Below are 18,361 nucleotides of genomic sequence, written 5' to 3'. Positions count from 1 at the left end.
GTGGGCTTCTCGTCGATGTCGTATCGTTCGCGCAGCCGCCTGCTCACCGCCAGCGCCAGCGGTCCGTGCACCCGCAGCCCGTACGGCGAGTGCAGGATCACCCGCCAGTCACCCAGTTCGTCGCGGAACCGTTCGACCAGCAATGTGGTGTCGGTGGGGATCGCCCCGGTGGCGGTCCGCTGATCGTCCAGCAACACCCAGAGGTTGTCCGTCGCGTAGTCGTCGAAACCCAGACCTGCACAGCGTTTCCCGAATGCCTCGCGGTCCAGGCCGGCCAGCTCGCCGGTGAACGCGCCGAGCGCGGCACCGAGTTCGGCCGGGCGGCCGACGTCGTCGCCGCGCCAGAACGGCAGCCGGGCCGGCTGGCCTGGCGCCGGTATCACCAGCACCCGGTCGTGGGTGATCTCGGTGATCCGCCAGCTGGTGGCGCCCAGCGAGATGACGTCGCCGGGCCGCGACTCGTAGACCATCTCCTCGTCCAGTTCGCCCACCCGGGAAGGCTTTTCCGATTCAACAGAAGAAGCGAGGTACACGGTGAACAGCCCGCGGTCGGGGATGGCGCCGCCGGAGGTGACGGCCAGCCGCTGCGCGCCGGGCCGCGCGGTCAGGGTGCCGGTATCGCGGTCGTAGACCAGCCGTGGTCGCAGCTCGGCGAACTCGGTGGACGGGTATTTGCCGGACAGCAGGTCCAGGGTGGCCTCGAACACGCTGCGCGGCAACGTCGCGAAGGGCGCGCTGCGGCGCACCGTGTCGAACCAGCGGTCGGCGTCCAGGGGCTCCAGCGCGGCCGCCGCCACGGTGTGCTGCGCGAGGATGTCCAGCGGGTTGGCGGGCACTCGCATGGTCTCGATCTGGCCGGTGAGCATCCGCTGCACGCTGACCGCGCAGCCGATCAGGTCGGTGCGGTGCTTGGGGAATAGCACGCCACGCGAGATCTCGCCGACCTGGTGCCCGGCCCGGCCGATGCGCTGCAGCCCGCTGGCCACCGACGGCGGAGCCTCGACCTGGATCACCAGGTCCACCGCGCCCATGTCGATGCCCAGCTCCAGGCTCGACGTCGCAACCACGGCCTTGAGCTGCCCGCGTTTGAGGTCTTCTTCGACGACGGCGCGCTGTTCCTTGCTGACTGATCCGTGGTGGGCCCGAGCCAGCACCGGCGGCGCGCCGAAGGTCTGGCCACTGGCCATCACATACGCCGGCGCCCCGCCGGCAACCTGCGGGTTACCGCCGTCGGACAGTGCGATCCCGGAGCGTTCGGCATGGATCTCGTTGAGCCGCGCGGTCAGTCGCTCCGCCAGCCGCCGTGAATTGGCGAACACGATCGTCGAGTTGTGCGCCTCGATCAGGTCCACCAGCCGGGCCTCGACGTCGGGCCATATGGTGTTGTTCGTCAAGTTGGCCATGTCGGGCACCGGCACCTGCACGGACAGCTCGACGGTCTTGGCCGACGGGGGAGCCACCACGGTCGTCTGGGCGGCCGGGGAACAGCCTGACAAGAACCGCGCGAGCTCTTCGGGGGGACGCACGGTCGCCGAGAGCCCGATCCGCTGCGCCGGCCGGCCGTCGGCCAGGTCGTCGAGCCGCTCGAGCGACAGCGCCAGGTGCGCGCCGCGCTTGCCGGCGGCGATCGCGTGGATCTCGTCGACGATGATCGTCTGCACGCCGGTCAGGGTTTCGCGTGCCGCCGACGTCAGCATCAAAAACAGTGACTCCGGCGTGGTGATCAGCACGTCGGGCGGACGGGTGATGAGTTCGCGCCGGCGTGCTGGCGGTGTGTCGCCTGAACGGACCCCGACGCTGATCTCAGGTGGTTTCAGACCGCGCTGCTCGGCGAGCCGGGTGAGCCCCGCCAGCGGCGTGCGAAGGTTGCGCTCGACGTCGACCGCCAGCGCCTTGAGCGGAGACACGTACAGCACGCGGGTCCCCGGCCGGCGGTCGGATGCAGCAGCCAGGCGGGCGAGGTTGTCCAACGCCCAAAGGAAGGCCGCCAACGTCTTGCCCGACCCAGTCGGCGCGATGACCAGCGTGTTCTTGCCGTCCGCAATGGCTTCCCACGCGCCGGCCTGCGCGGCGGTGGGCGCGGCGAAGGTGCTGGTGAACCAGTCGCGGGTGATCGCGCTGAATCGGTCTAACGAGGTCACCCAGCCATCGTGCCAACGGGCACCGACAAATAACCACCGTGACCGAAGCAGACGAGCCGGATTACTCCTGCGGGACCTGCCGCGCGGTCGCCATCGCATGCGCGAGTTCGGGCGGAATGTCCGGCACCCGGGCGATCGCGTCGAGCAGCGCATGTGCGCAGGCGTCGGCCAGGCGTTCCGCGTTGGTGGTGGGGTCGATGATCCGCTGCCGGCAGATCTCAAAAGTGAATGACAGCCACCCGTTGAGGATCACCCGCAGGTCCCGCTCGACGTCCGGCCCCAGCTTCGCGTCCGGAATGCCACCGACCACCACACCTATGCGCTCCATGATGTGCTCCAGCTGGCGATTCTTGGCTTCGTCGTCGATACCCAGCAAAACCGGATCGGTCCGGCCCAGGCCGACATACGCGGCCCACGCGGCCTGCGGATGCTGCTCGTGGTAGGCCATGTACCCCAAGACCCCGATCCGGATTTCCTCGAACATCGTCAGCCCGGTGGGCGGCAGGTTTTGGGTGGCCTCGTGGAGGCGGTCCGCCTCGTCCTTGACGACCGCGGCGAAGAACGCGCGCTTGTCCGGAAAGTAGTGGTACATCAGGGCCCGGGACACCCCGGCCCGCTCGGCGATCTCGTCGATGCGGACCTCGTCGTAGGGCCGCTTCCCGAAGACCTCGGCCCCCAGAGCAAGCAACTCGGCTCGGCGGTCTTCCGGGGATAACCGCCTCCGAGCTGCTGCCATGGGTCTAGATACTACCCATGGGGACTGTGTGCTCCGCCACTAAAGATGTTCAGCCGAACCGCACTCCCTGCGCCAGCGGCAGTTCGCTCGAGTAGTTGACCGTGTTGGTGGCGCGCCGCATGTAGGCCTTCCACGCGTCCGAACCGGACTCCCGGCCGCCACCTGTCTGCTTCTCGCCACCGAACGCGCCGCCGATCTCGGCGCCCGACGTGCCGATGTTGACGTTGGCGATGCCGCAGTCCGAGCCGTCCAGGAAACGTTCGGCCTCGCGCAGGTCGGTGGTGAAAATCGCCGACGAAAGACCCTGTGGCACCGCGTTGTTGAGCGCGATTGCCTGGTCGAGGTCGTCATAGGTCAGCACGTAGAGGATCGGGGCGAAGGTTTCGGTCGCCACGATGGCGGTCTGGGCCGGCATCCGGACGACGGCGGGTGCGACGTAATACGCGCACGGCGGGTCGATCTGTTGACGTTCTCCACCGATCACCTCACCGCCGTCCGCGCGCGCCTGTTCCAGCGCTCCCACCATGTCGCGGTAGGCGGTCTCGTGGATGAGCGGGCCGACGAGCGTGCCCGGAGCCGACGGGTCTCCGATGGGCAGCTGCCGGAAAGCGCCCGCCACCCCCTTCACCACCGAGTCGGCCACCGAGCGGTGCACGATCAGCCGGCGCAGGCTGGTGCAGCGCTGCCCGGCGGTGCCGGCCGCGGCGAACACGATGCCGCGCACCGCGAGGTCAAGATCGGCTGACGGGGTCACGATCGCCGCGTTGTTGCCGCCCAGCTCCAGCAGCACCCGGCCGAAGCGACCCGCGACGCGCGGACCGACCTGCGCACCCATCCGCACCGAGCCGGTCGCCGACAGCAGCGCGATCCGCGAGTCGTCGACCAGCCGCTCACCCAGTTCACGGTCGCCCAGGACGAGCCCGCTCAGTCCCGACGGCGCACCGACGTCGGCGGCAGCCCGCGCAATCAGCGCCTGGCAGGCCAGCGCGGTCAACGGCGTGAGCTCCGAGGGCTTCCACACCACCGGGTCTCCGCACACCAGTGCCACCGCCGCGTTCCACGCCCAGACAGCGACGGGGAAGTTGAACGCGGTGATCACGCCCGCCACGCCCAGCGGATGCCAGGTTTCCAGGAGCCGGTGCCCGGGGCGCTCCGAGGCAATGGTTCGGCCGTAGAGCTGGCGGGAAAGGCCGACTGCGAAATCGCAGATGTCGATCATTTCCTGGACCTCGCCCAGCGCCTCGGAGGTGATTTTGCCGACCTCGATCGTCACCAGCGCCGCGAGGTCGTCGCGGTGTGCGCTCAGCAGCTCGCCGAGCCGGGCCACGAGTCGGCCGCGCACCGGTGCCGGCGTTGCCCGCCACGCCGAAAACGCCTCGGCAGCATCGGCGATCACTTGGTCGGCCTGCTCGGGCGTGGTCTGCGCGACGGTGAACAGCACCTCACCGGTGATCGGGGTACCGGCGGGCAGGCCGGCGGCACCACCGCTCGGGTCGCTTGGGTCGCCCAATTCGGTGGTGACGCCGATCGCGGCGAACACTTCGAGTACCCGGGCCGGCAACGCGCTGTGCTGGTTCATGCCGAGGCCTCCTCGTAGAGCGTGTAGGGGTCGTGAATGTCGCGGCCGATGGCCCCGGCCAGCCACGGCTGGTCGTAGCTCGAATGGTCCGCGACGTCGTGAGCTATGCCGTCGCGGTCCAGGTTGGAACGGAAGATGCCCGCCGCCGACGCCGGGAGGAAGTCTTCGTAGACGACCGGCGCCGACGGGTCGCCGCCGCGATAGTAGGCCAGTCCTTGGGCGGCCATCTCCGCATCGGTGGCCGGGAAGTGGTCGTCCCATACGCGGGGGGGATCTGGGTGAGCCATCGCGGCGTCGTAACGGGCGCGGCCCTTGGGCGTCAGCGCCACGCCGCGCGACTCGACTTCCCCGAAGCGCACCCGCAGGCTGCCCCGGCGGACGACACCCGTCCCGTCGCGAAACAGGCATGGTTCGGCCAGGGCGCGAAACGACGTCTGGCGCAACAGCACCGCGGGTCCTTGCGTGCGGGGAGGTCCCTGGATGGTATCGATCATGGTGATGCCGCACCGGTTCATCCGCGCGTACAGGTCGTCGATGTCGAGCACTCGCGGCGTCAGGTGGTTGATGTGGGTGGAGCCGACGCCGGCGATGTCGGCGGCCACCGCAGACACCCGCGACAACTCGTGGTACCAGGCTTTGTCGATGGGCTCGCGGGACAGCGCGAACGCCATCACCGCGGCCGCGACGAAATCGCGCGCCTGTTCGGCGTCGCAGCCGCCGTCGGCGGTGATCGCGCGAGCCCGAGCGAGCAACGCCGGGTCGAACAGCCGGCGCCGCGCAAGGAACGACTCCACCCGCCCCCGCAGCCCGGCATCGAAGAATCTGCGGTCCCCGGTCGTGAGCATCGAGGTGAAGACCCGGAACGGATTGCGCGCCAGCTCGGCGGTGTCGACGGGACGAAAAGCGGTGCACACCACCGGAATCGCCGACTCGGCGCAGCGCAGGTCGTAATAGCCCACCGGCAGCATCCCGAACGCGGCGAACAGGTCGGCGACCGCGGTCAGCTCGGCCGGGCTACCGACGCGGATGGCGCCGTGGCGCTCGGCGGTGACTCGCTGCAGCGACCCGAGTCGCTCGGCGTCGGGATGGCGCGTCGCGTAGTCGCGGTTGACCTCTTCGCTGACCCGCACCAGCGTGCCGTAGGCGGGCACTTCGCCGGCGTACATCGACGACAGGCCCGCGGCGAACGCGGCGCGCAGCTGCCAGGCTGGCAGCCTGCTCATGGAGCGCCTCGGGGTGGAAGCGCGCTGCGATACTCTCCGGCCATGGGTGAGACGTTCGACGACATCGACCGGATTCTGATGCGTGAGCTGGTCGCCAACGGACGCGCCACCCTTTCGGAGCTGGCCGCCAGTGCCGGCCTGTCGGTGTCGGCCGTCCAGTCGCGGGTGCGCCGGCTGGAGTCCCGCGGCGTGGTCTCGGGATACTCGGCGCGGATCAACCCGGAGGCCGTCGGGCACCTGCTGTCAGCGTTCGTTGCCATTACTCCTCTCGATCCGTCTCAACCCGATGATGCGCCGGCCCGCCTGCAGCACATCGGGGAAATCGAGTCGTGTCACTCCGTGGCCGGCGAAGAAAGCTACATATTGCTGGTTCGCGTCGAGTCCGCGCGGGTGCTCGAAGACCTGTTGCGACGGATTCGGGCGACCGCGAACGTACAGACTCGGAGCACCATCATTCTGAATACTTTTTACAGCGACAGACAGTACATACCATAAAATCTCCGGTTTATTAGCAGGGTTTCCGGAAAATTCCCAGCTATCATGAGCGGCATGACGAGTGCCCTCAAGATCACTCAAGCGGCGATCGGGCCCGACGAGGTCCGTGAGGTGCTGGCGCGCAGCGTCCTGGTCGACGGCTTCGACATGGTGCTCGACCTGCAGCGGTCCGCCGGTTCCTATCTGGTCGACGCCCGAGATGGGCGGCGGTATCTGGACATGTTCACGTTCGTCGCGTCCTCGGCGCTGGGCATGAACCATCCGGCGCTGGCCGGCGATGACGAATTTCGCGCCGAACTGCTGCAGGCGGCGCTGAACAAGCCCAGCAATTCCGACGTCTGCTCGGTGGCAATGGCCCGGTTCGTCGAAACGTTCGTCCGCGTGCTGGGCGACCCGGAGCTGCCGCATCTGTTCTTCGTCGAAGGTGGGGCACTGGCCGTGGAGAACGCGCTGAAGGTCGCCTACGACTGGAAAAGCAGGCACAACGAGAAGCACGGCATCGACCCCCCGCTCGGCACCCGGGTGCTGCACTTGCGTGGGGCTTTTCACGGCCGCAGCGGGTACACCCTCTCGCTCACCAACACCAAACCGGTCACCGTGGACCGATTCCCCAAGTTCGACTGGCCGCGCATCGACGCGCCTTACATTCAGCCGGGCCTGGATGCCCGCGCCATGGAGGCCCGGGAAGCCGAGTCGCTCCGCCAGGCCCGCGCAGCGTTCGGGGTGTATCCGCACGACATCGCGTGTTTCATCGCCGAACCAATCCAGGGCGAAGGTGGCGACCGCCACTTCCGGCCCGAGTTCTTCGCGAAGATGCGCGAGTTGTGCGACGAACACGACGCGCTGCTGATTGTCGACGAGGTGCAGACCGGCTGCGGGTTGACCGGAAGCGCCTGGGCCTACCAGCAATTGGGCGTCCTGCCTGACGTCGTGGCTTTCGGGAAGAAAACTCAGGTGTGCGGGGTGATGGCGGGCCGCCGGGTCGACGAGATAGCCGACAACGTCTTCGCGGTCGCCTCCCGGCTCAATTCGACGTGGGGCGGCAGCCTGGCGGACATGGTGCGTGCGCGTCGCATCCTCGAGGTGATCGAGGCCGACGGGTTGTTCCAGCGAGCCGCCGAACTGGGCGGCTACCTGCGCGCCCGGCTCGACGAACTGGCCCATGACTTCCCCGGCCTGGTCCTCGACCCGCGCGGGCGCGGCCTGATGTGTGCGTTCAGCCTGCCCGGCACCGCAGAGCGCGACGAATTGATCCGCAAACTTTGGCAGCGTGCGGTGATCGTGCTGCCCACCGGCGCGCGTGGGGTGCGATTCCGTCCAGCACTGACAGTCTGTCGCGCCGACATCGACGCGGCGATCGCCGCCGTGCACAGCGCTCTGACGTCGATGAAGTAGGGATTGAGGACGATTACGTCGGCGGTAATCGGGTATTCAGGGTGAGTCAGTCCCACAACCAGCAGCACGCGATCGGCAATACGATTACCAGCTGATAGCACTGAAACGAATCCGGCATAGCGAACGAAACACCTTAAGACGTCAGAGCCGATCGCTGAAATATGAGGTTCACAATGCAGAGAGCGCGTGAGCGGTCACCCGGTGATCGTTTGGGCCAGGAGGACAGCGAGGTCCACGCCGCTATCCGCTTTGCACTTCTTGCCGCGGGCGCGGGCGTCGGCTTCGTCATTCTGGCCGCATTGTGGGTGAGCACCTGCCCGGGAGTCAGCGTGGACACCGCGGCGTGCGGCCCGCCCGAGCGGACTCTTCTGGGGCTCGGCGGCCCCTTGATCCTGTTCGTGGGCGGCCTCTGGGCCTTCGTGCGCACTTATCGCGTGTGGCGCAGAGAGGGCACGTGGTGGGGATGGCACGGCGCGGGCTGGTTTTTGTTCACGTTGATGGTGTTGACGCTGTCGATGGTCGTTCCGCCCATCGTCGGGCCGGTAATGGCTTTGTGAGTCCGTCTGCCGTCAGCGGAGCATGACCAATTATTGACATCCCAATTTCGGGCAATTCCCTCTTCAGACGGCGCTGGTGAGATAGGCATTTTGCGCAGTTAGCGCGCTTCTTCACAGCCATGCTCCCACGACCTACGCTTATTGCCATGAGGCAAATCTTGCTGCGGACAGTTGTGCTTCTGGGATGCTGGGCGGTCGGACTTCTGGTGGCGGCGTGGGTTGTTCCCCGAGTTTCGTTGTCGGTGTCAGGGTTCATCGTCGCCGTGGTGGTGTTCGCGGTAGCGCAGGGGATCCTGTCGTTTGTGATCTTGAAGTTGCCCCATAGTTATGCGTCGCTGCTCCTCGGCGGCGCCGGTCTGGCATTGACCGTCATCGCACTAGGTGTTGCCTCGGAATTGACCGACGGGCTCACCATTCGAGGAGGCGCATCCTGGGTGGCCACCACGGTTGTGGCGTGGCTCGTGACGACCATTGGGGCAATTTCACTGCCGGACCTGTTCGCCCGCGAGAACGCTGACTCAATCTGACCAAATCACGCACCTCAGGCCGGTGTATTCGCGAGGCCGTTGAATTCGGCCTTTTGAAGGCCCTTGCAGGTCCTTTGCAGCGTCTTTGCAGCATTCCGTGACTTTCTCGGCTCCCGCCGGCCCGCCAAAATCGGCATTTCGCCGGGTCTGCCGAATGGGTAGCATTTCAGTATCTCGTCCGACGAGGGAGGGAGGCGTGATGGGAGACACGCATCACGATCCGACGGATTACTCCCGGACCACGCAACCGCACGCCGGCATCGTCATGAAGGACAACTTTTTCTGGCCCGGGTTGATCCTGCTGGTTGTGGCCGTGTCCGGGATGATCAGCACGGCGGTAGCTGCCAGCTACCGACATTACGAGTGGCTTGCCACGACGATCCTGATTGCCGTCCTCGGATTGATCGCCGGGGCGATCTGGTTCGTCGTGGAGAATCGCCGGGTGAGCCGCATCGAAGAGCAGTGGTACGCCGAGCATGCGGACAATCTGCCGCGACAGCACACGGCCCAAAGTTGAAACGTCAACGTCAAGACCCCAAAGTCAAGACAAAGGGGGAAATCCGCATCTCCGCGGTGGGTTAGAGTAGTCCGCCGGCGGCCCTGCAGCCACACCCGCAGTTTCGCGCCACGGCACCCACGTGAATTCGCGCGGTTACCGGCTGCGTCGAGCGGGTATCAGGTCTAGACCATGATGAGTACCGGCGGTATTGCGATAGCGTGGCTAACCCGTCATGGGGCGCAGAATCATTGAAACCACCGACGAACATCCTTACCGCAACCAAGATCAATATGACCAGCATGATCCCGCGTGCCGCCCAGGCCCCTGCCTGGCCGGTTCGATGGCGCGGTTGTCGCATGCTGGTCCTGTCAGACTCGCCCCGGTCGGGTCGGATATCCGGGGAAAACTATGGCTAACCAGCTTGAAGGCAGGACCCAAGGTGGGACTAGGGTCGACCACATATTGCCGGGAGACTTTATGAGCGATGCGGAATCGCGCAGCAACAAGCGCCAACGCGGTGAGCGCGCTGTGGAACTGCAAGTTGCCGCGCGCCTGGAGAACTTGGCGATGCTGCGCACCCTGGTTGGTGCCATCGGCACCTTCGAGGACCTGGACTTTGATGCCGTTGCGGACCTGCGACTGGCGGTGGACGAGGTGTGCACCCGGTTGATCCGCTCGGCCACCCCGAATGCAATGCTCACCGTCGTCGTCGACCCGCGCGACGACGAACTGGTGGTGGAAGCTTCCGCGGCCTGCGACACCCACGACGTAGTCGCACCCGGTAGCTTCAGTTGGCATGTACTGACCTCGCTGGCCGACGACGTCCAGACCTTCCATGACGGACGTGAGCCCGATGAGTCCGGCAGTGTTTTCGGCATCACGCTGACGGCGCCACGGGCGGCCACTAGCAAGTGAGAGCCAGGTGACAGCGCGAGCTGCCGGCGGTTCTGTGTCGCGCCCTAACGAATACGCCGATGTTCCGGAGATGTTCCGTGAGTTGGCGACACTGACCGAAGACCCGTCGGAATTTCAGCGCCGGCGCGACGAGATCGTGCAGCGGTGCCTGCCGCTGGCCGATCACATCGCCCGGCGGTTCGAGGGCCGGGGCGAACCGCGCGACGACCTGGTTCAGGTCGCCCGGGTCGGATTGGTCAACGCGGTGGTCCGCTTCGACGTAGAGACCGGTTCAGACTTCGTGTCGTTCGCGGTGCCCACGATCATGGGTGAGGTCCGGCGTCACTTCCGCGACAACAGCTGGTCGGTGAAGGTCCCGCGGCGGTTGAAGGAATTGCACCTGCGGCTCGGCACAGCGACTGCCGACCTTTCCCAACGGCTCGGCCGGGCGCCCACCGCAACGGAACTGGCCGACGAACTCGGGATGGACCGCGAGGAGGTCGTCGAGGGCCTGGTGGCCGGCAGCTCCTACAACACCTTGTCCATCGACAGTGCCGGCGGCAGCGACGAGGACGACGCCCGCGCCATCGCCGATACGCTGGGCGACGTCGACAACAGTCTGGACCGGATCGAAGACCAGGAGGCACTTCGCCCGCTGCTCGAGGCGCTACCCGAGCGGGAGCGAATGGTTTTGGTACTCAGGTTTTTCGAATCGATGACGCAAACGCAGATCGCCGAACGGATCGGCATCTCGCAGATGCACGTGTCGCGGCTGCTGGCGAAATCGCTAGCGCGGCTGCGGGACCAGTTGCAGTAGGCCCGATCTGGAGGCCGCGTTCACGTCGCCGCTGACCGCCTCGGCCAGCGAGGTTGCGGTCGGCAGCGTCGCGTCGGGATCGCAGATGCGTAACAAGTGGTTGACCGCCCTGCCGGGTATCAGCGCCCATTGCGCGCCGACGGATGAGCACACCACGTTGATTCGGTGCAGGGCCGAAAAACCGGCAGTACCAATGAAATCCACGCTGCGTAGGTCCAGGACCATTCGCTTGGATCCGCGCAGAGCGCGTTGGACGTAGTCGGTGAGCTGGTTGGCGTTCGCGGCGTCGATTTCACCGTGTGCGGTGACCACGGTGGCGAACTTGTCGCGGCATGTGGTGAATTCCGCGGGGCGGCACTCTTGCCACGATTGGGTCACAGACATTGCTGACTCCGATCAGCTGCTTGTGCTGTGGATCGCGCCGGCGGATCTGATATCGCTAGCAGGCAAGGGGTGCGCCTCCCGAGCGTCAGTGGTCCTGGTGGTGGCGACCGGCTGCGCGCGGCTGTGCCGCGCTCGCGATCACCAATGGCGTGATTCCGGGCGGCTGTGAACTCAACCTTCTCGCACCCTACCCAAGGTGCGCCCGGCCGACAACGACGCAGGCCAGGCGAGTCTGATTGCTACTTGATCTCGGCGAGCACGGTGCCCTGAGTGATGGCCGCGCCGGCCTCGACCGCCAGACCGGTGATGGTGCCGTCCTTGTGCGCGGTGACGGGGTTCTCCATTTTCATCGCCTCGAGCACCACGACCAGGTCGCCGACGGCGACCTCTTGTCCCTCCTCGACCGCGACTTTGACCACCGTGCCCTGCATGGGCGCGGTGACCGCGTCACCGGAAGCCACCGCTCCTGAGTGGCCGCCGCGCTTGCGCGGCTTGGGCTTTTTGCGGATGACACCGGCCGGGTCGGCCGAGCCGTTGCTCAACGCCAGATCGCCGGGCAGCGACACCTCGAGGCGCCGGCCGTCGACCTCGACGACCACCTTCTGCCGCGGGCGGGTTTCCGCTTCATCGTAGAGGGGTTCCGCGCCGGTGAACGGCTCGACGGTGTTGTTCCACTCGGTCTCGATCCACCGAGTGTGCACCGAGAAGCCGTTCTCGTCGCCGATGAACGCCGGGTCGGACACCACGGCGCGGTGGAAGGGGATGACGGTGGCAAGGCCTTCGACCTGGAATTCGTCCAGCGCCCGCCGCGCCCGGGCCAGCGCCTCGGAGCGGTCCGCGCCGTACACGATCAGCTTGGCCAGCATCGAGTCGAACTGGCCACCGATCACCGAGCCGGTTTCGACACCGGAATCCAGCCGCACACCCGGGCCGCTGGGTGGGTGGAATTTGCTCACCGGCCCGGGGGCGGGCAGGAAGTTGCGGCCCGCGTCCTCGCCGTTGATCCGGAATTCGATGGCATGCCCGCGCGGGGTGGGGTCCTCGGTGATGTCGAGCTTTTCGCCGTTGGCGATCTTGAATTGCTGCAGGACCAGGTCGATGCCTGCGGTTTCCTCGGTGACCGGGTGCTCGACCTGAAGCCGGGTGTTGACCTCCAGGAAGGAGATCAGTCCGTCCTGGCCGACCAGGTATTCGACCGTGCCCGCGCCGTAGTAGTGGGCCTCTTTGCAGATCCGCTTCGCCGACTCGTGGATCTCCTTGCGCTGCGCGTCGGTGAGGAACGGCGCCGGCGCCTCTTCGACCAGCTTCTGGAAGCGGCGCTGCAGCGAGCAGTCCCGGGTGCCGGCGACGACGACGTTGCCGTGCTGGTCGGCGATCACCTGCGCCTCGACGTGGCGGGGCTTGTCCAGGTACCGCTCGACGAAGCATTCGCCGCGCCCGAATGCGGACACCGCCTCGCGGACGGCCGATTCGTACAGCTCGGGGATCTCCTCCAGGGTGCGGGCCACCTTCATGCCCTTGCCGCCGCCTCCGAACGCGGCCTTGATTGCGATCGGCACGCCGTACTCCTTGGCGAACGCGACCACCTCGTCAGCGTCCTTGACCGGGTCCGGGGTGCCCGGGACCAGGGGGGCCTGCGCGCGTGCGGCGATGTGGCGGGCGGTGACCTTGTCGCCGAGGTCGCGGATCGACTGCGGGCTGGGCCCGATCCAGATCAGGCCGGCGTCGATGACCGCCTGGGCGAAGTCGGCGTTCTCCGACAGGAAGCCGTAGCCGGGATGGATCGCGTTTGCGCCGGACTTGGCCGCCGCGTCGAGGATCTTGGCGAAGTCCAGGTAGGACTCGGCCGAGGTTTGCCCGCCCAGGGCATAGGCTTCGTCGGCCAGGCTCACGTGTGGAGCCTCGGCGTCGGGTTCGGCATAGACCGCCACGCTGGGCAGGCCGGCGTCCCGCGCCGCCCGGATCACCCGGACCGCGATCTCGCCGCGATTTGCGACCAGAACCTTCGAGATCCCAGGGATCCTCGAGCTGGCATGACTAGCCACTGCGCCTCCTGTTGGCATATCTGCAAACCTTGGATGTCTAAGAGAGTTTCTTACAACTCGTGGGAAGTCTAAGCGCCGCGCCGGATGCCCGGCCAGGCGGTGCCGGGAATTCAGGATTCCGGTGAGGTCTCGCGTAATCGCCGCTTGATCCTGGCAAGCATCGCCGACATCCCGCGCAGCCTAAGCGGGCTGATCAAGGCGGCCAAACCCAGGTCGGTGTAGAAATCTTCGGGCACCGCGAGGATGTCGGCGGCGGGTTGTTCGTCGAGGCCCGCGGCCAGGATGGAGGCGAACCCACGGGTGGTCGGCGCTTCGGCCGGCGCGCTGAAATACAGTCGGACCCGGCTCGGGTCGTCTGCGTCGACATGCAGAAACAGCGGGGATTGGCACTCGGGCACCGGCTCCATCGCCGCCTCTTCCAGGTCGGACGGCAGCGCGGGAAGTTCATTGGCGAATTCCAAGAGCAGCTGCAGCTTGTCCTGGCCCTGGACTTCGGCGAAGTCGGACACCACCTCTGCGAGCGGGGCGGGCAGGGTCATGGTGCCGATAGGGCTCCGGGGACGCGTCCCGGTTCTGCGCCCGCGACGATAGGCACCCGCACGGTGTTGCCCCACTCGGTCCACGAGCCGTCGTAGTTGCGTACTCCCGGCTTACCCAGCAGGTGGGTGAGGACGAACCAGGTGTGGCTGGACCGCTCGCCGATGCGGCAATAGACGACGGTTCTGTCGTCCGGCGTGATGAAGTTGTAAAGCTCTTCCAGCTCTTCGCGGCTGCGGAAGCGGCCGCTCTCGTCCACCGCCTTACCCCACGGGATTGATCTGGCGGTGGGGATGTGGCCGGCGCGCAGCGCGCCTTCCTCGGGGTAGTCGGGCATATGGGTGCGCTTGCCGGTGTATTCCTCCGGTGAGCGCACGTCGATCAGCGGTTGGTTGCCGATGACGGCCAGCACCTCCTCTTTGAACGCGCGGATGGGCGCGTCGTTGCGCTCCACCACGGGATAGCCCGTCGACGTGTTGGTCGGCACGTCCAGCGTGGTGTCGCGGCGCTCGGCCAGCCACAGGTCGCGACCGCCGTTGAGCAGCCGCACGTCGGGATGGCCGAACAGGGTGAAGACCCACAGCGCGTAGGCCGCCCACCAGTTGCTCTTGTCGCCGTAGATGACCACGGTGTCGTCGCGGGATATGCCCTTGCGGTTCATCAGGTCGGCGAACTGCTCGCCATTGATGTAGTCACGGACCCGCGGGTCGTTGAGGTCGGTGTGCCAGTCGACTTTCACCGCGCCCGGAATGTGACCGACGTCGTAGAGCAGCACGTCCTCGTCGGACTCGACGATTACCAGGCCGGATGCACCCAGGTTGGCGGACAGCCAGTCGGTGGTGACCAGTCGTTCGGGGTGGGCGTAGGCCGACAGTGTGGGACTCGGATCTGGGGGTAGCGGCACGCATTCGAGCCTACCGCTGGCGCGCGGGCCGGCAGGTGTCAGTGCTGGCTGTGCATCTGCGGCGTCGGCTGTGCATCTGCGGCGTCGGCTGTGAATCTATGGCGTCGGCTGTGCATCCTGGGCGAAAAATCGCGCGGATCGGCGCCCTGGTTTCACACCGAAAGCCTTGTGTTCACACGCAAAGCCGTGGCTTCACACTGGATTGGCGGCCCAGAGCGCGGCGATCGACAGCCCCATCCCGCGCAGCAGTGACCGAAGCAGCGGCAGGCTCAGGCCGACGACATTCGACGGATCGCCGTCCACGCCGTCGATGAACCATCCGCCCAGTCCGTCGAGAGTGAAGCCGCCGGCGACTCGCAACGGCTCGCCGCTGGTCAGGTAGGCCCGCAGGTCGTCGGCCGACGGCGTACCGAAACGCACTGTGGTGATTGATGTTTCGGTCTCCTGGTGGACGACTCGGTGGTCCACCAGGCGGATGACGCAATGACCGGTGAGAAGCTGGCCGGCGCGCCCTGCCATCGATTGCCACTGCTCGCGCGCGTCGGCCGGCGATTGCGGTTTGCCGCATAGCCGGTCGCCGAAATAGAGCATCGAGTCACAGCCGACGACAACGCAATCCGCGCCGATGGACTCGTCGAGCCTGGCCGCGACCTCTTCGGCCTTCGCGCGGGCGAGCGCGCACACGACCTGATCAGGCGATTCCGGCGACCCCAGATTTGCGGTGACGCGATCCTCGTCGACGCCGGAGACGACGACCAGCGGGTCGATGCCGGCCTGGCGCAGCACCTTGAGCCGGCCCGGCGAGGCCGACCCGAGTACCAGGCGGGTCAATGTCTCATGTGCGTCATCTGCTGAAGGGTGAGCCGCTGGTAGTTGGACATCGCAAAACGGAGCCGGTCGACCGGGAGCCCCCAACGGGTGCGCTCGGGCTGTGTTGGCTCGGCGGAAGCGGCGCCGACGCAGCCCAGGACGGCGATCAGCGCGGCCAGCTCCGCATCGGAAGGGTGGCCCTTTTCGATGTGGATGTGCGGCTCGTGGGCGTGGACCGTCTCATCCCCGTAGCTCAGGGCTTGATGGTTCGTCTCGTTCCCGTCGTGACTCACAGCGGTATGTTCCCGTGCTTCTTGGGGGGCAGGTGGGAGATCTTGCGTTCCAGCAGTCGCAGCGTCGTGCCGATGTAGCCCCGGGTGTGCGACGGCGGGATCACCGCGTCCACGTACCCACGCTCGGCCGCGACGTAGGGATTGACCAGCGTGTCCTCATACTCCTGCTGCAGCTGCAGGCGCAGCGCATCGACATCCTGGCCGGCGTCGGCTGCTTCCTTCAGCTGTTTGCGGTAGACGAAGCCGACGGCGCCGGAGGCGCCCATCACCGCGATCTGCGCGGTCGGCCAGGCGATGTTGACGTCGCAGCCCATGTCCTTGGAGCCCATGACGCAGTACGCGCCGCCGTAGGCCTTGCGGGTGATGACGGTGATCTTGGGGACGGTGGCCTCGCCGTAGGCGAACAGCAGCTTGGCGCCGCGCCGGATGATGCCGTTGTACTCCTGGCCGGTACCCGGCAGGAAGCCCGGGACGTCGACCAGCATGACGATCGGGATGTTGAAGCAGTCGCAGGTCCGCACGAACCGGGCCGCCTTCTCCGACGCGTTGATGTCCAGGCAGCCGGCGAAGTGGGTGGGCTGGTTGGCCACGATCCCGACCGGGCGGCCGTCGATGCGGCCGAACCCGACGACGATGTTCTGGGCGTAGCCCGCCTGGATCTCGAGGAACTCGTCCTCGTCGAGGATGCGGGTGATCACCTCGTGCATGTCGTAGGGCTGGTTGGGCGAGTCCGGGATCAGCGTGTCCAGCTCGATGTCTTCCTCGGTGAGGTTGTCCTCGATCGCCCCCTCGGGCACCGGCTCGGCGTAGCGCGGGGGATCGGTGAAGTTGTTGGGCGGCAGATAGCTCAGCAGGTCGCGCACCCAGTCGAAGGCGTCCTGCTCACCGGATGCGACGTAGTGCAACGTGCCCGACTTGGCCATGTGGGTGTGGGCGCCGCCGAGCTCCTCCATGGTGACGTCCTCGCCGGTGACGGTCTTGATGACGTCGGGTCCGGTAATGAACATCTGGCTGGTCTGGTCGACCATCACGACGAAGTCGGTGAGGGCGGGGGAGTACACGTGGCCGCCGGCCGCGGCGCCCATGATCAGCGAGATCTGCGGGACGACGCCGGAAGCGAGGATGTTGTTGCGGAAGATCCGGCTGTACAGGCCCAGCGAGACCACGCCTTCCTGGATGCGTGCGCCGGCGCCGTCGTTGATGCCGATGAGCGGACGGCCGGTCTTGATCGCCAATTCCTGGACCTTGACGATCTTCTCGCCGTACACCTCGCCGAGGCTGCCGCCGAACACCGTGGCGTCCTGGCTGAAGATGCACACGTCGCGGCCGTCGATGGTGCCGTAGCCGGTGACCACCCCGTCGCCGAGCGGGCGGTTGGCCTCCAGCCCGAAATTGGTGCTGCGATGCTTGGCCAGCGCGTCGAGTTCGACGAACGAGTCCTCGTCCAACAGGGCGTAGATGCGCTCACGGGCGGTCAGCTTGCCCTTGGCGTGTACCTTCTCGACGGCGGCCTCACCGACGGGGTGCAGCGACTCCTCGCGTCGCCTGTGCAGCTCGGCCAACTTGCCCGCGGTGGTGTGGATGTCGATCTTGTGCTCTGCGGCGGGCTCGGCGGTATGAGCCGAGTGGTCGGTAACGCTTGTCATGGGAGTCGATGTTATCGGCAGTCGTCGCGGCCAGTCGTAGGCTGGCCCCGTGAACGAGCGCGACCGGCTCAGGCAGCCGCTCGATGCCGACGCGTTGCGCGCCCGGGTGACCGATGCCGGTTGGCAGCAATTCGACGTCGTCGCGCAGACCGGATCCACCAATGCTGACCTGTTGGCGCGTGCCGCCTCGGGCGCCGACATCGACGGGGCGGTGCTGGTCGCCGAACACCAGACCGCCGGGCGGGGACGGCAGGGCCGGGGCTGGTCGGCTACGCCCCGAGCCCAGATCACCATGTCGGTGGGCGTGGCAGTGGTGGACGTTCCGGTGCGCGCGTGGGGCTGGCTGACGCTGGCCACCGGGGTCGCAGTGCTGGACGCCCTGGACGTGGACGCCCCCCAGCTAGCAGCGACCGGCGTGCAGACGGGCCTGAAGTGGCCCAACGACGTGCTCGCCGGTGGGGGCAAGCTCGCCGGGATCCTGGCCGAAGTGGCGCGACCGTATGTGGTGATCGGGCTGGGGCTCAACGTCACGCAGGGCCCTGAGGAGGTCGACGGCCCCGGGGCGACCTCACTGCTGGACCTGGGTGTGGCGGCACCCGACCGGGGCGCGCTGGTGGTCACGCTGTTGGACAAGCTGGCGGCGCGCATTGCGGCCTGGCGGGCCGCCCACGGTGCCGATCCGCGGTTGGCGGCCGACTACCGGGCCCGCTGCCTCACCCTCGGTAATCGAGTGCGAGCGGAGCTTCCCGGCGGCGGCCAGGTCGTCGGAACCGCACGCGACATAGACGACCAGGGCCGGCTGTGCATTCGAACCGACGACACCCAAACCGACACCGTCGTCTCGGCCGGCGACGTCGTCCACCTGCGTTAACCTTCCCA

General features: G+C 67.0%; 19 protein-coding genes. 8 read left to right on the top strand and 11 right to left on the bottom strand.

Annotated elements, in window-relative coordinates; all coding sequences use genetic code 11:
* The 4 genes from A5791_RS14450 to A5791_RS14435 all read right to left on the bottom strand — a co-directional run.
* Positions 1-2,141: DEAD/DEAH box helicase (locus A5791_RS14450; RefSeq protein ID WP_231995904.1), on the bottom strand; the 2,141-nt coding region annotated here is incomplete at its 3' end.
* A gap of 61 nt (positions 2,142-2,202) precedes the next feature.
* The gene (locus A5791_RS14445; RefSeq protein ID WP_067237648.1) at positions 2,203-2,877 is read right to left on the bottom strand and encodes a TetR/AcrR family transcriptional regulator; all 675 of its coding nucleotides are present in this window, start codon (positions 2,875-2,877) and stop codon (positions 2,203-2,205) included.
* Between the two features lie 49 nt (positions 2,878-2,926).
* Entirely contained in the window at positions 2,927-4,456 is a 1,530-nt protein-coding gene (locus A5791_RS14440; RefSeq protein ID WP_067237645.1) for an aldehyde dehydrogenase family protein, read from the bottom strand.
* On the bottom strand, positions 4,453-5,679 hold the full coding sequence (locus A5791_RS14435) for a VOC family protein (RefSeq protein ID WP_067237640.1): 1,227 nt from the start codon (positions 5,677-5,679) through the stop codon (positions 4,453-4,455). The genes A5791_RS14440 and A5791_RS14435 overlap by 4 nt, the downstream gene beginning before the upstream one ends.
* A 42-nt stretch (positions 5,680-5,721) precedes the next feature.
* Here A5791_RS14435 and A5791_RS14430 point away from each other — a divergent pair, with 42 nt between their 5' ends.
* The 7 genes from A5791_RS14430 to A5791_RS14400 all read left to right on the top strand — a co-directional run bounded on the left by A5791_RS14430 (position 5,722) and on the right by A5791_RS14400 (position 10,863).
* Complete coding sequence (locus A5791_RS14430; protein ID WP_067237636.1) at positions 5,722-6,174, top strand: Lrp/AsnC family transcriptional regulator; 453 nt, start codon at positions 5,722-5,724, stop codon at positions 6,172-6,174.
* A 45-nt stretch (positions 6,175-6,219) separates the two neighbouring features.
* Positions 6,220-7,569, top strand: a complete 1,350-nt coding sequence (lat, locus tag A5791_RS14425) for an L-lysine 6-transaminase (RefSeq protein ID WP_067237633.1) — start codon at positions 6,220-6,222, stop codon at positions 7,567-7,569.
* Between the two features lie 173 nt (positions 7,570-7,742).
* On the top strand, positions 7,743-8,126 hold the full coding sequence (locus A5791_RS14420) for a hypothetical protein (RefSeq protein WP_067237762.1): 384 nt from the start codon (positions 7,743-7,745) through the stop codon (positions 8,124-8,126).
* 146 nt (positions 8,127-8,272) lie between these two features.
* Positions 8,273-8,653, top strand: a complete 381-nt coding sequence (locus tag A5791_RS14415; protein WP_067237629.1) for a hypothetical protein — start codon at positions 8,273-8,275, stop codon at positions 8,651-8,653.
* A gap of 199 nt (positions 8,654-8,852) precedes the next feature.
* Positions 8,853-9,170: a protein UsfY gene (usfY, locus tag A5791_RS14410; RefSeq protein WP_067237626.1), complete on the top strand. Its 318-nt coding sequence runs from the start codon at positions 8,853-8,855 to the stop codon at positions 9,168-9,170.
* Between the two features lie 459 nt (positions 9,171-9,629).
* On the top strand, positions 9,630-10,067 hold the full coding sequence (locus A5791_RS14405) for an anti-sigma factor (protein ID WP_067237624.1): 438 nt from the start codon (positions 9,630-9,632) through the stop codon (positions 10,065-10,067).
* A gap of 7 nt (positions 10,068-10,074) precedes the next feature.
* Entirely contained in the window at positions 10,075-10,863 is a 789-nt protein-coding gene (locus A5791_RS14400) for an RNA polymerase sigma factor SigF (RefSeq protein WP_067237621.1), read from the top strand.
* Here A5791_RS14400 and A5791_RS14395 read toward each other — a convergent pair.
* The 7 genes from A5791_RS14395 to A5791_RS14365 form a co-directional block, all read right to left on the bottom strand.
* Positions 10,834-11,247: an STAS domain-containing protein gene (locus A5791_RS14395; protein ID WP_067237618.1), complete on the bottom strand. Its 414-nt coding sequence runs from the start codon at positions 11,245-11,247 to the stop codon at positions 10,834-10,836. The genes A5791_RS14400 and A5791_RS14395 overlap by 30 nt on opposite strands.
* Positions 11,248-11,486: 239 nt before the next feature.
* Positions 11,487-13,292: an acetyl/propionyl/methylcrotonyl-CoA carboxylase subunit alpha gene (locus A5791_RS14390; protein WP_067237614.1), complete on the bottom strand. Its 1,806-nt coding sequence runs from the start codon at positions 13,290-13,292 to the stop codon at positions 11,487-11,489.
* Between the two features lie 110 nt (positions 13,293-13,402).
* Positions 13,403-13,831 (bottom strand): SufE family protein, encoded by a 429-nt coding sequence (locus tag A5791_RS14385; protein WP_067237611.1) that lies wholly within the window; start codon positions 13,829-13,831, stop codon positions 13,403-13,405.
* On the bottom strand, positions 13,828-14,733 hold the full coding sequence (locus A5791_RS14380; RefSeq protein WP_067237608.1) for a sulfurtransferase: 906 nt from the start codon (positions 14,731-14,733) through the stop codon (positions 13,828-13,830). Before A5791_RS14380 ends, A5791_RS14385 begins: the two co-directional genes overlap by 4 nt.
* A gap of 192 nt (positions 14,734-14,925) precedes the next feature.
* A complete protein-coding gene (locus A5791_RS14375) occupies positions 14,926-15,564 on the bottom strand; it encodes a nucleoside triphosphate pyrophosphatase (protein ID WP_067237606.1) in 639 nt (212 codons plus the stop codon).
* On the bottom strand, positions 15,561-15,800 hold the full coding sequence (locus tag A5791_RS14370; RefSeq protein WP_067237759.1) for an acyl-CoA carboxylase subunit epsilon: 240 nt from the start codon (positions 15,798-15,800) through the stop codon (positions 15,561-15,563). The genes A5791_RS14375 and A5791_RS14370 overlap by 4 nt, the downstream gene beginning before the upstream one ends.
* Positions 15,801-15,832: 32 nt before the next feature.
* Positions 15,833-17,482, bottom strand: coding sequence for an acyl-CoA carboxylase subunit beta (locus A5791_RS14365; RefSeq protein ID WP_067237603.1), 1,650 nt, complete (start codon positions 17,480-17,482; stop codon positions 15,833-15,835).
* A gap of 49 nt (positions 17,483-17,531) precedes the next feature.
* Here A5791_RS14365 and A5791_RS14360 point away from each other — a divergent pair, with 49 nt between their 5' ends.
* Positions 17,532-18,353, top strand: a complete 822-nt coding sequence (locus A5791_RS14360) for a biotin--[acetyl-CoA-carboxylase] ligase (RefSeq protein ID WP_067237600.1) — start codon at positions 17,532-17,534, stop codon at positions 18,351-18,353.
* Positions 18,354-18,361: the final 8 nt, after the last annotated feature.

Source organism: Mycobacterium sp. 852002-51163_SCH5372311 (assembly GCF_001667115.1).
Lineage (GTDB): Bacteria > Actinomycetota > Actinomycetes > Mycobacteriales > Mycobacteriaceae > Mycobacterium.
This window is presented reverse-complemented; position numbering and strand designations above follow the sequence as displayed.

Bases quoted from the DNA above. Each gene is read 5' to 3' on its own strand.
- A5791_RS14385 (WP_067237611.1), bottom strand. From the start codon at position 13,831: ATGACCCTGCCCGCCCCGCTCGCAGAGGTGGTGTCCGACTTCGCCGAA.
- A5791_RS14420 (WP_067237762.1), top strand. From the start codon at position 7,743: ATGCAGAGAGCGCGTGAGCGGTCACCCGGTGATCGTTTGGGCCAGGAG.
- A5791_RS14440 (WP_067237645.1), bottom strand. From the start codon at position 4,456: ATGAACCAGCACAGCGCGTTGCCGGCCCGGGTACTCGAAGTGTTCGCC.
- A5791_RS14435 (WP_067237640.1), bottom strand. From the start codon at position 5,679: ATGAGCAGGCTGCCAGCCTGGCAGCTGCGCGCCGCGTTCGCCGCGGGC.
- A5791_RS14415 (WP_067237629.1), top strand. From the start codon at position 8,273: ATGAGGCAAATCTTGCTGCGGACAGTTGTGCTTCTGGGATGCTGGGCG.
- A5791_RS14395 (WP_067237618.1), bottom strand. From the start codon at position 11,247: ATGTCTGTGACCCAATCGTGGCAAGAGTGCCGCCCCGCGGAATTCACC.
- A5791_RS14405 (WP_067237624.1), top strand. From the start codon at position 9,630: ATGAGCGATGCGGAATCGCGCAGCAACAAGCGCCAACGCGGTGAGCGC.
- A5791_RS14365 (WP_067237603.1), bottom strand. From the start codon at position 17,482: ATGACAAGCGTTACCGACCACTCGGCTCATACCGCCGAGCCCGCCGCA.
- usfY (WP_067237626.1), top strand. From the start codon at position 8,853: ATGGGAGACACGCATCACGATCCGACGGATTACTCCCGGACCACGCAA.
- A5791_RS14430 (WP_067237636.1), top strand. From the start codon at position 5,722: ATGGGTGAGACGTTCGACGACATCGACCGGATTCTGATGCGTGAGCTG.
- lat (WP_067237633.1), top strand. From the start codon at position 6,220: ATGAGCGGCATGACGAGTGCCCTCAAGATCACTCAAGCGGCGATCGGG.
- A5791_RS14445 (WP_067237648.1), bottom strand. From the start codon at position 2,877: ATGGCAGCAGCTCGGAGGCGGTTATCCCCGGAAGACCGCCGAGCCGAG.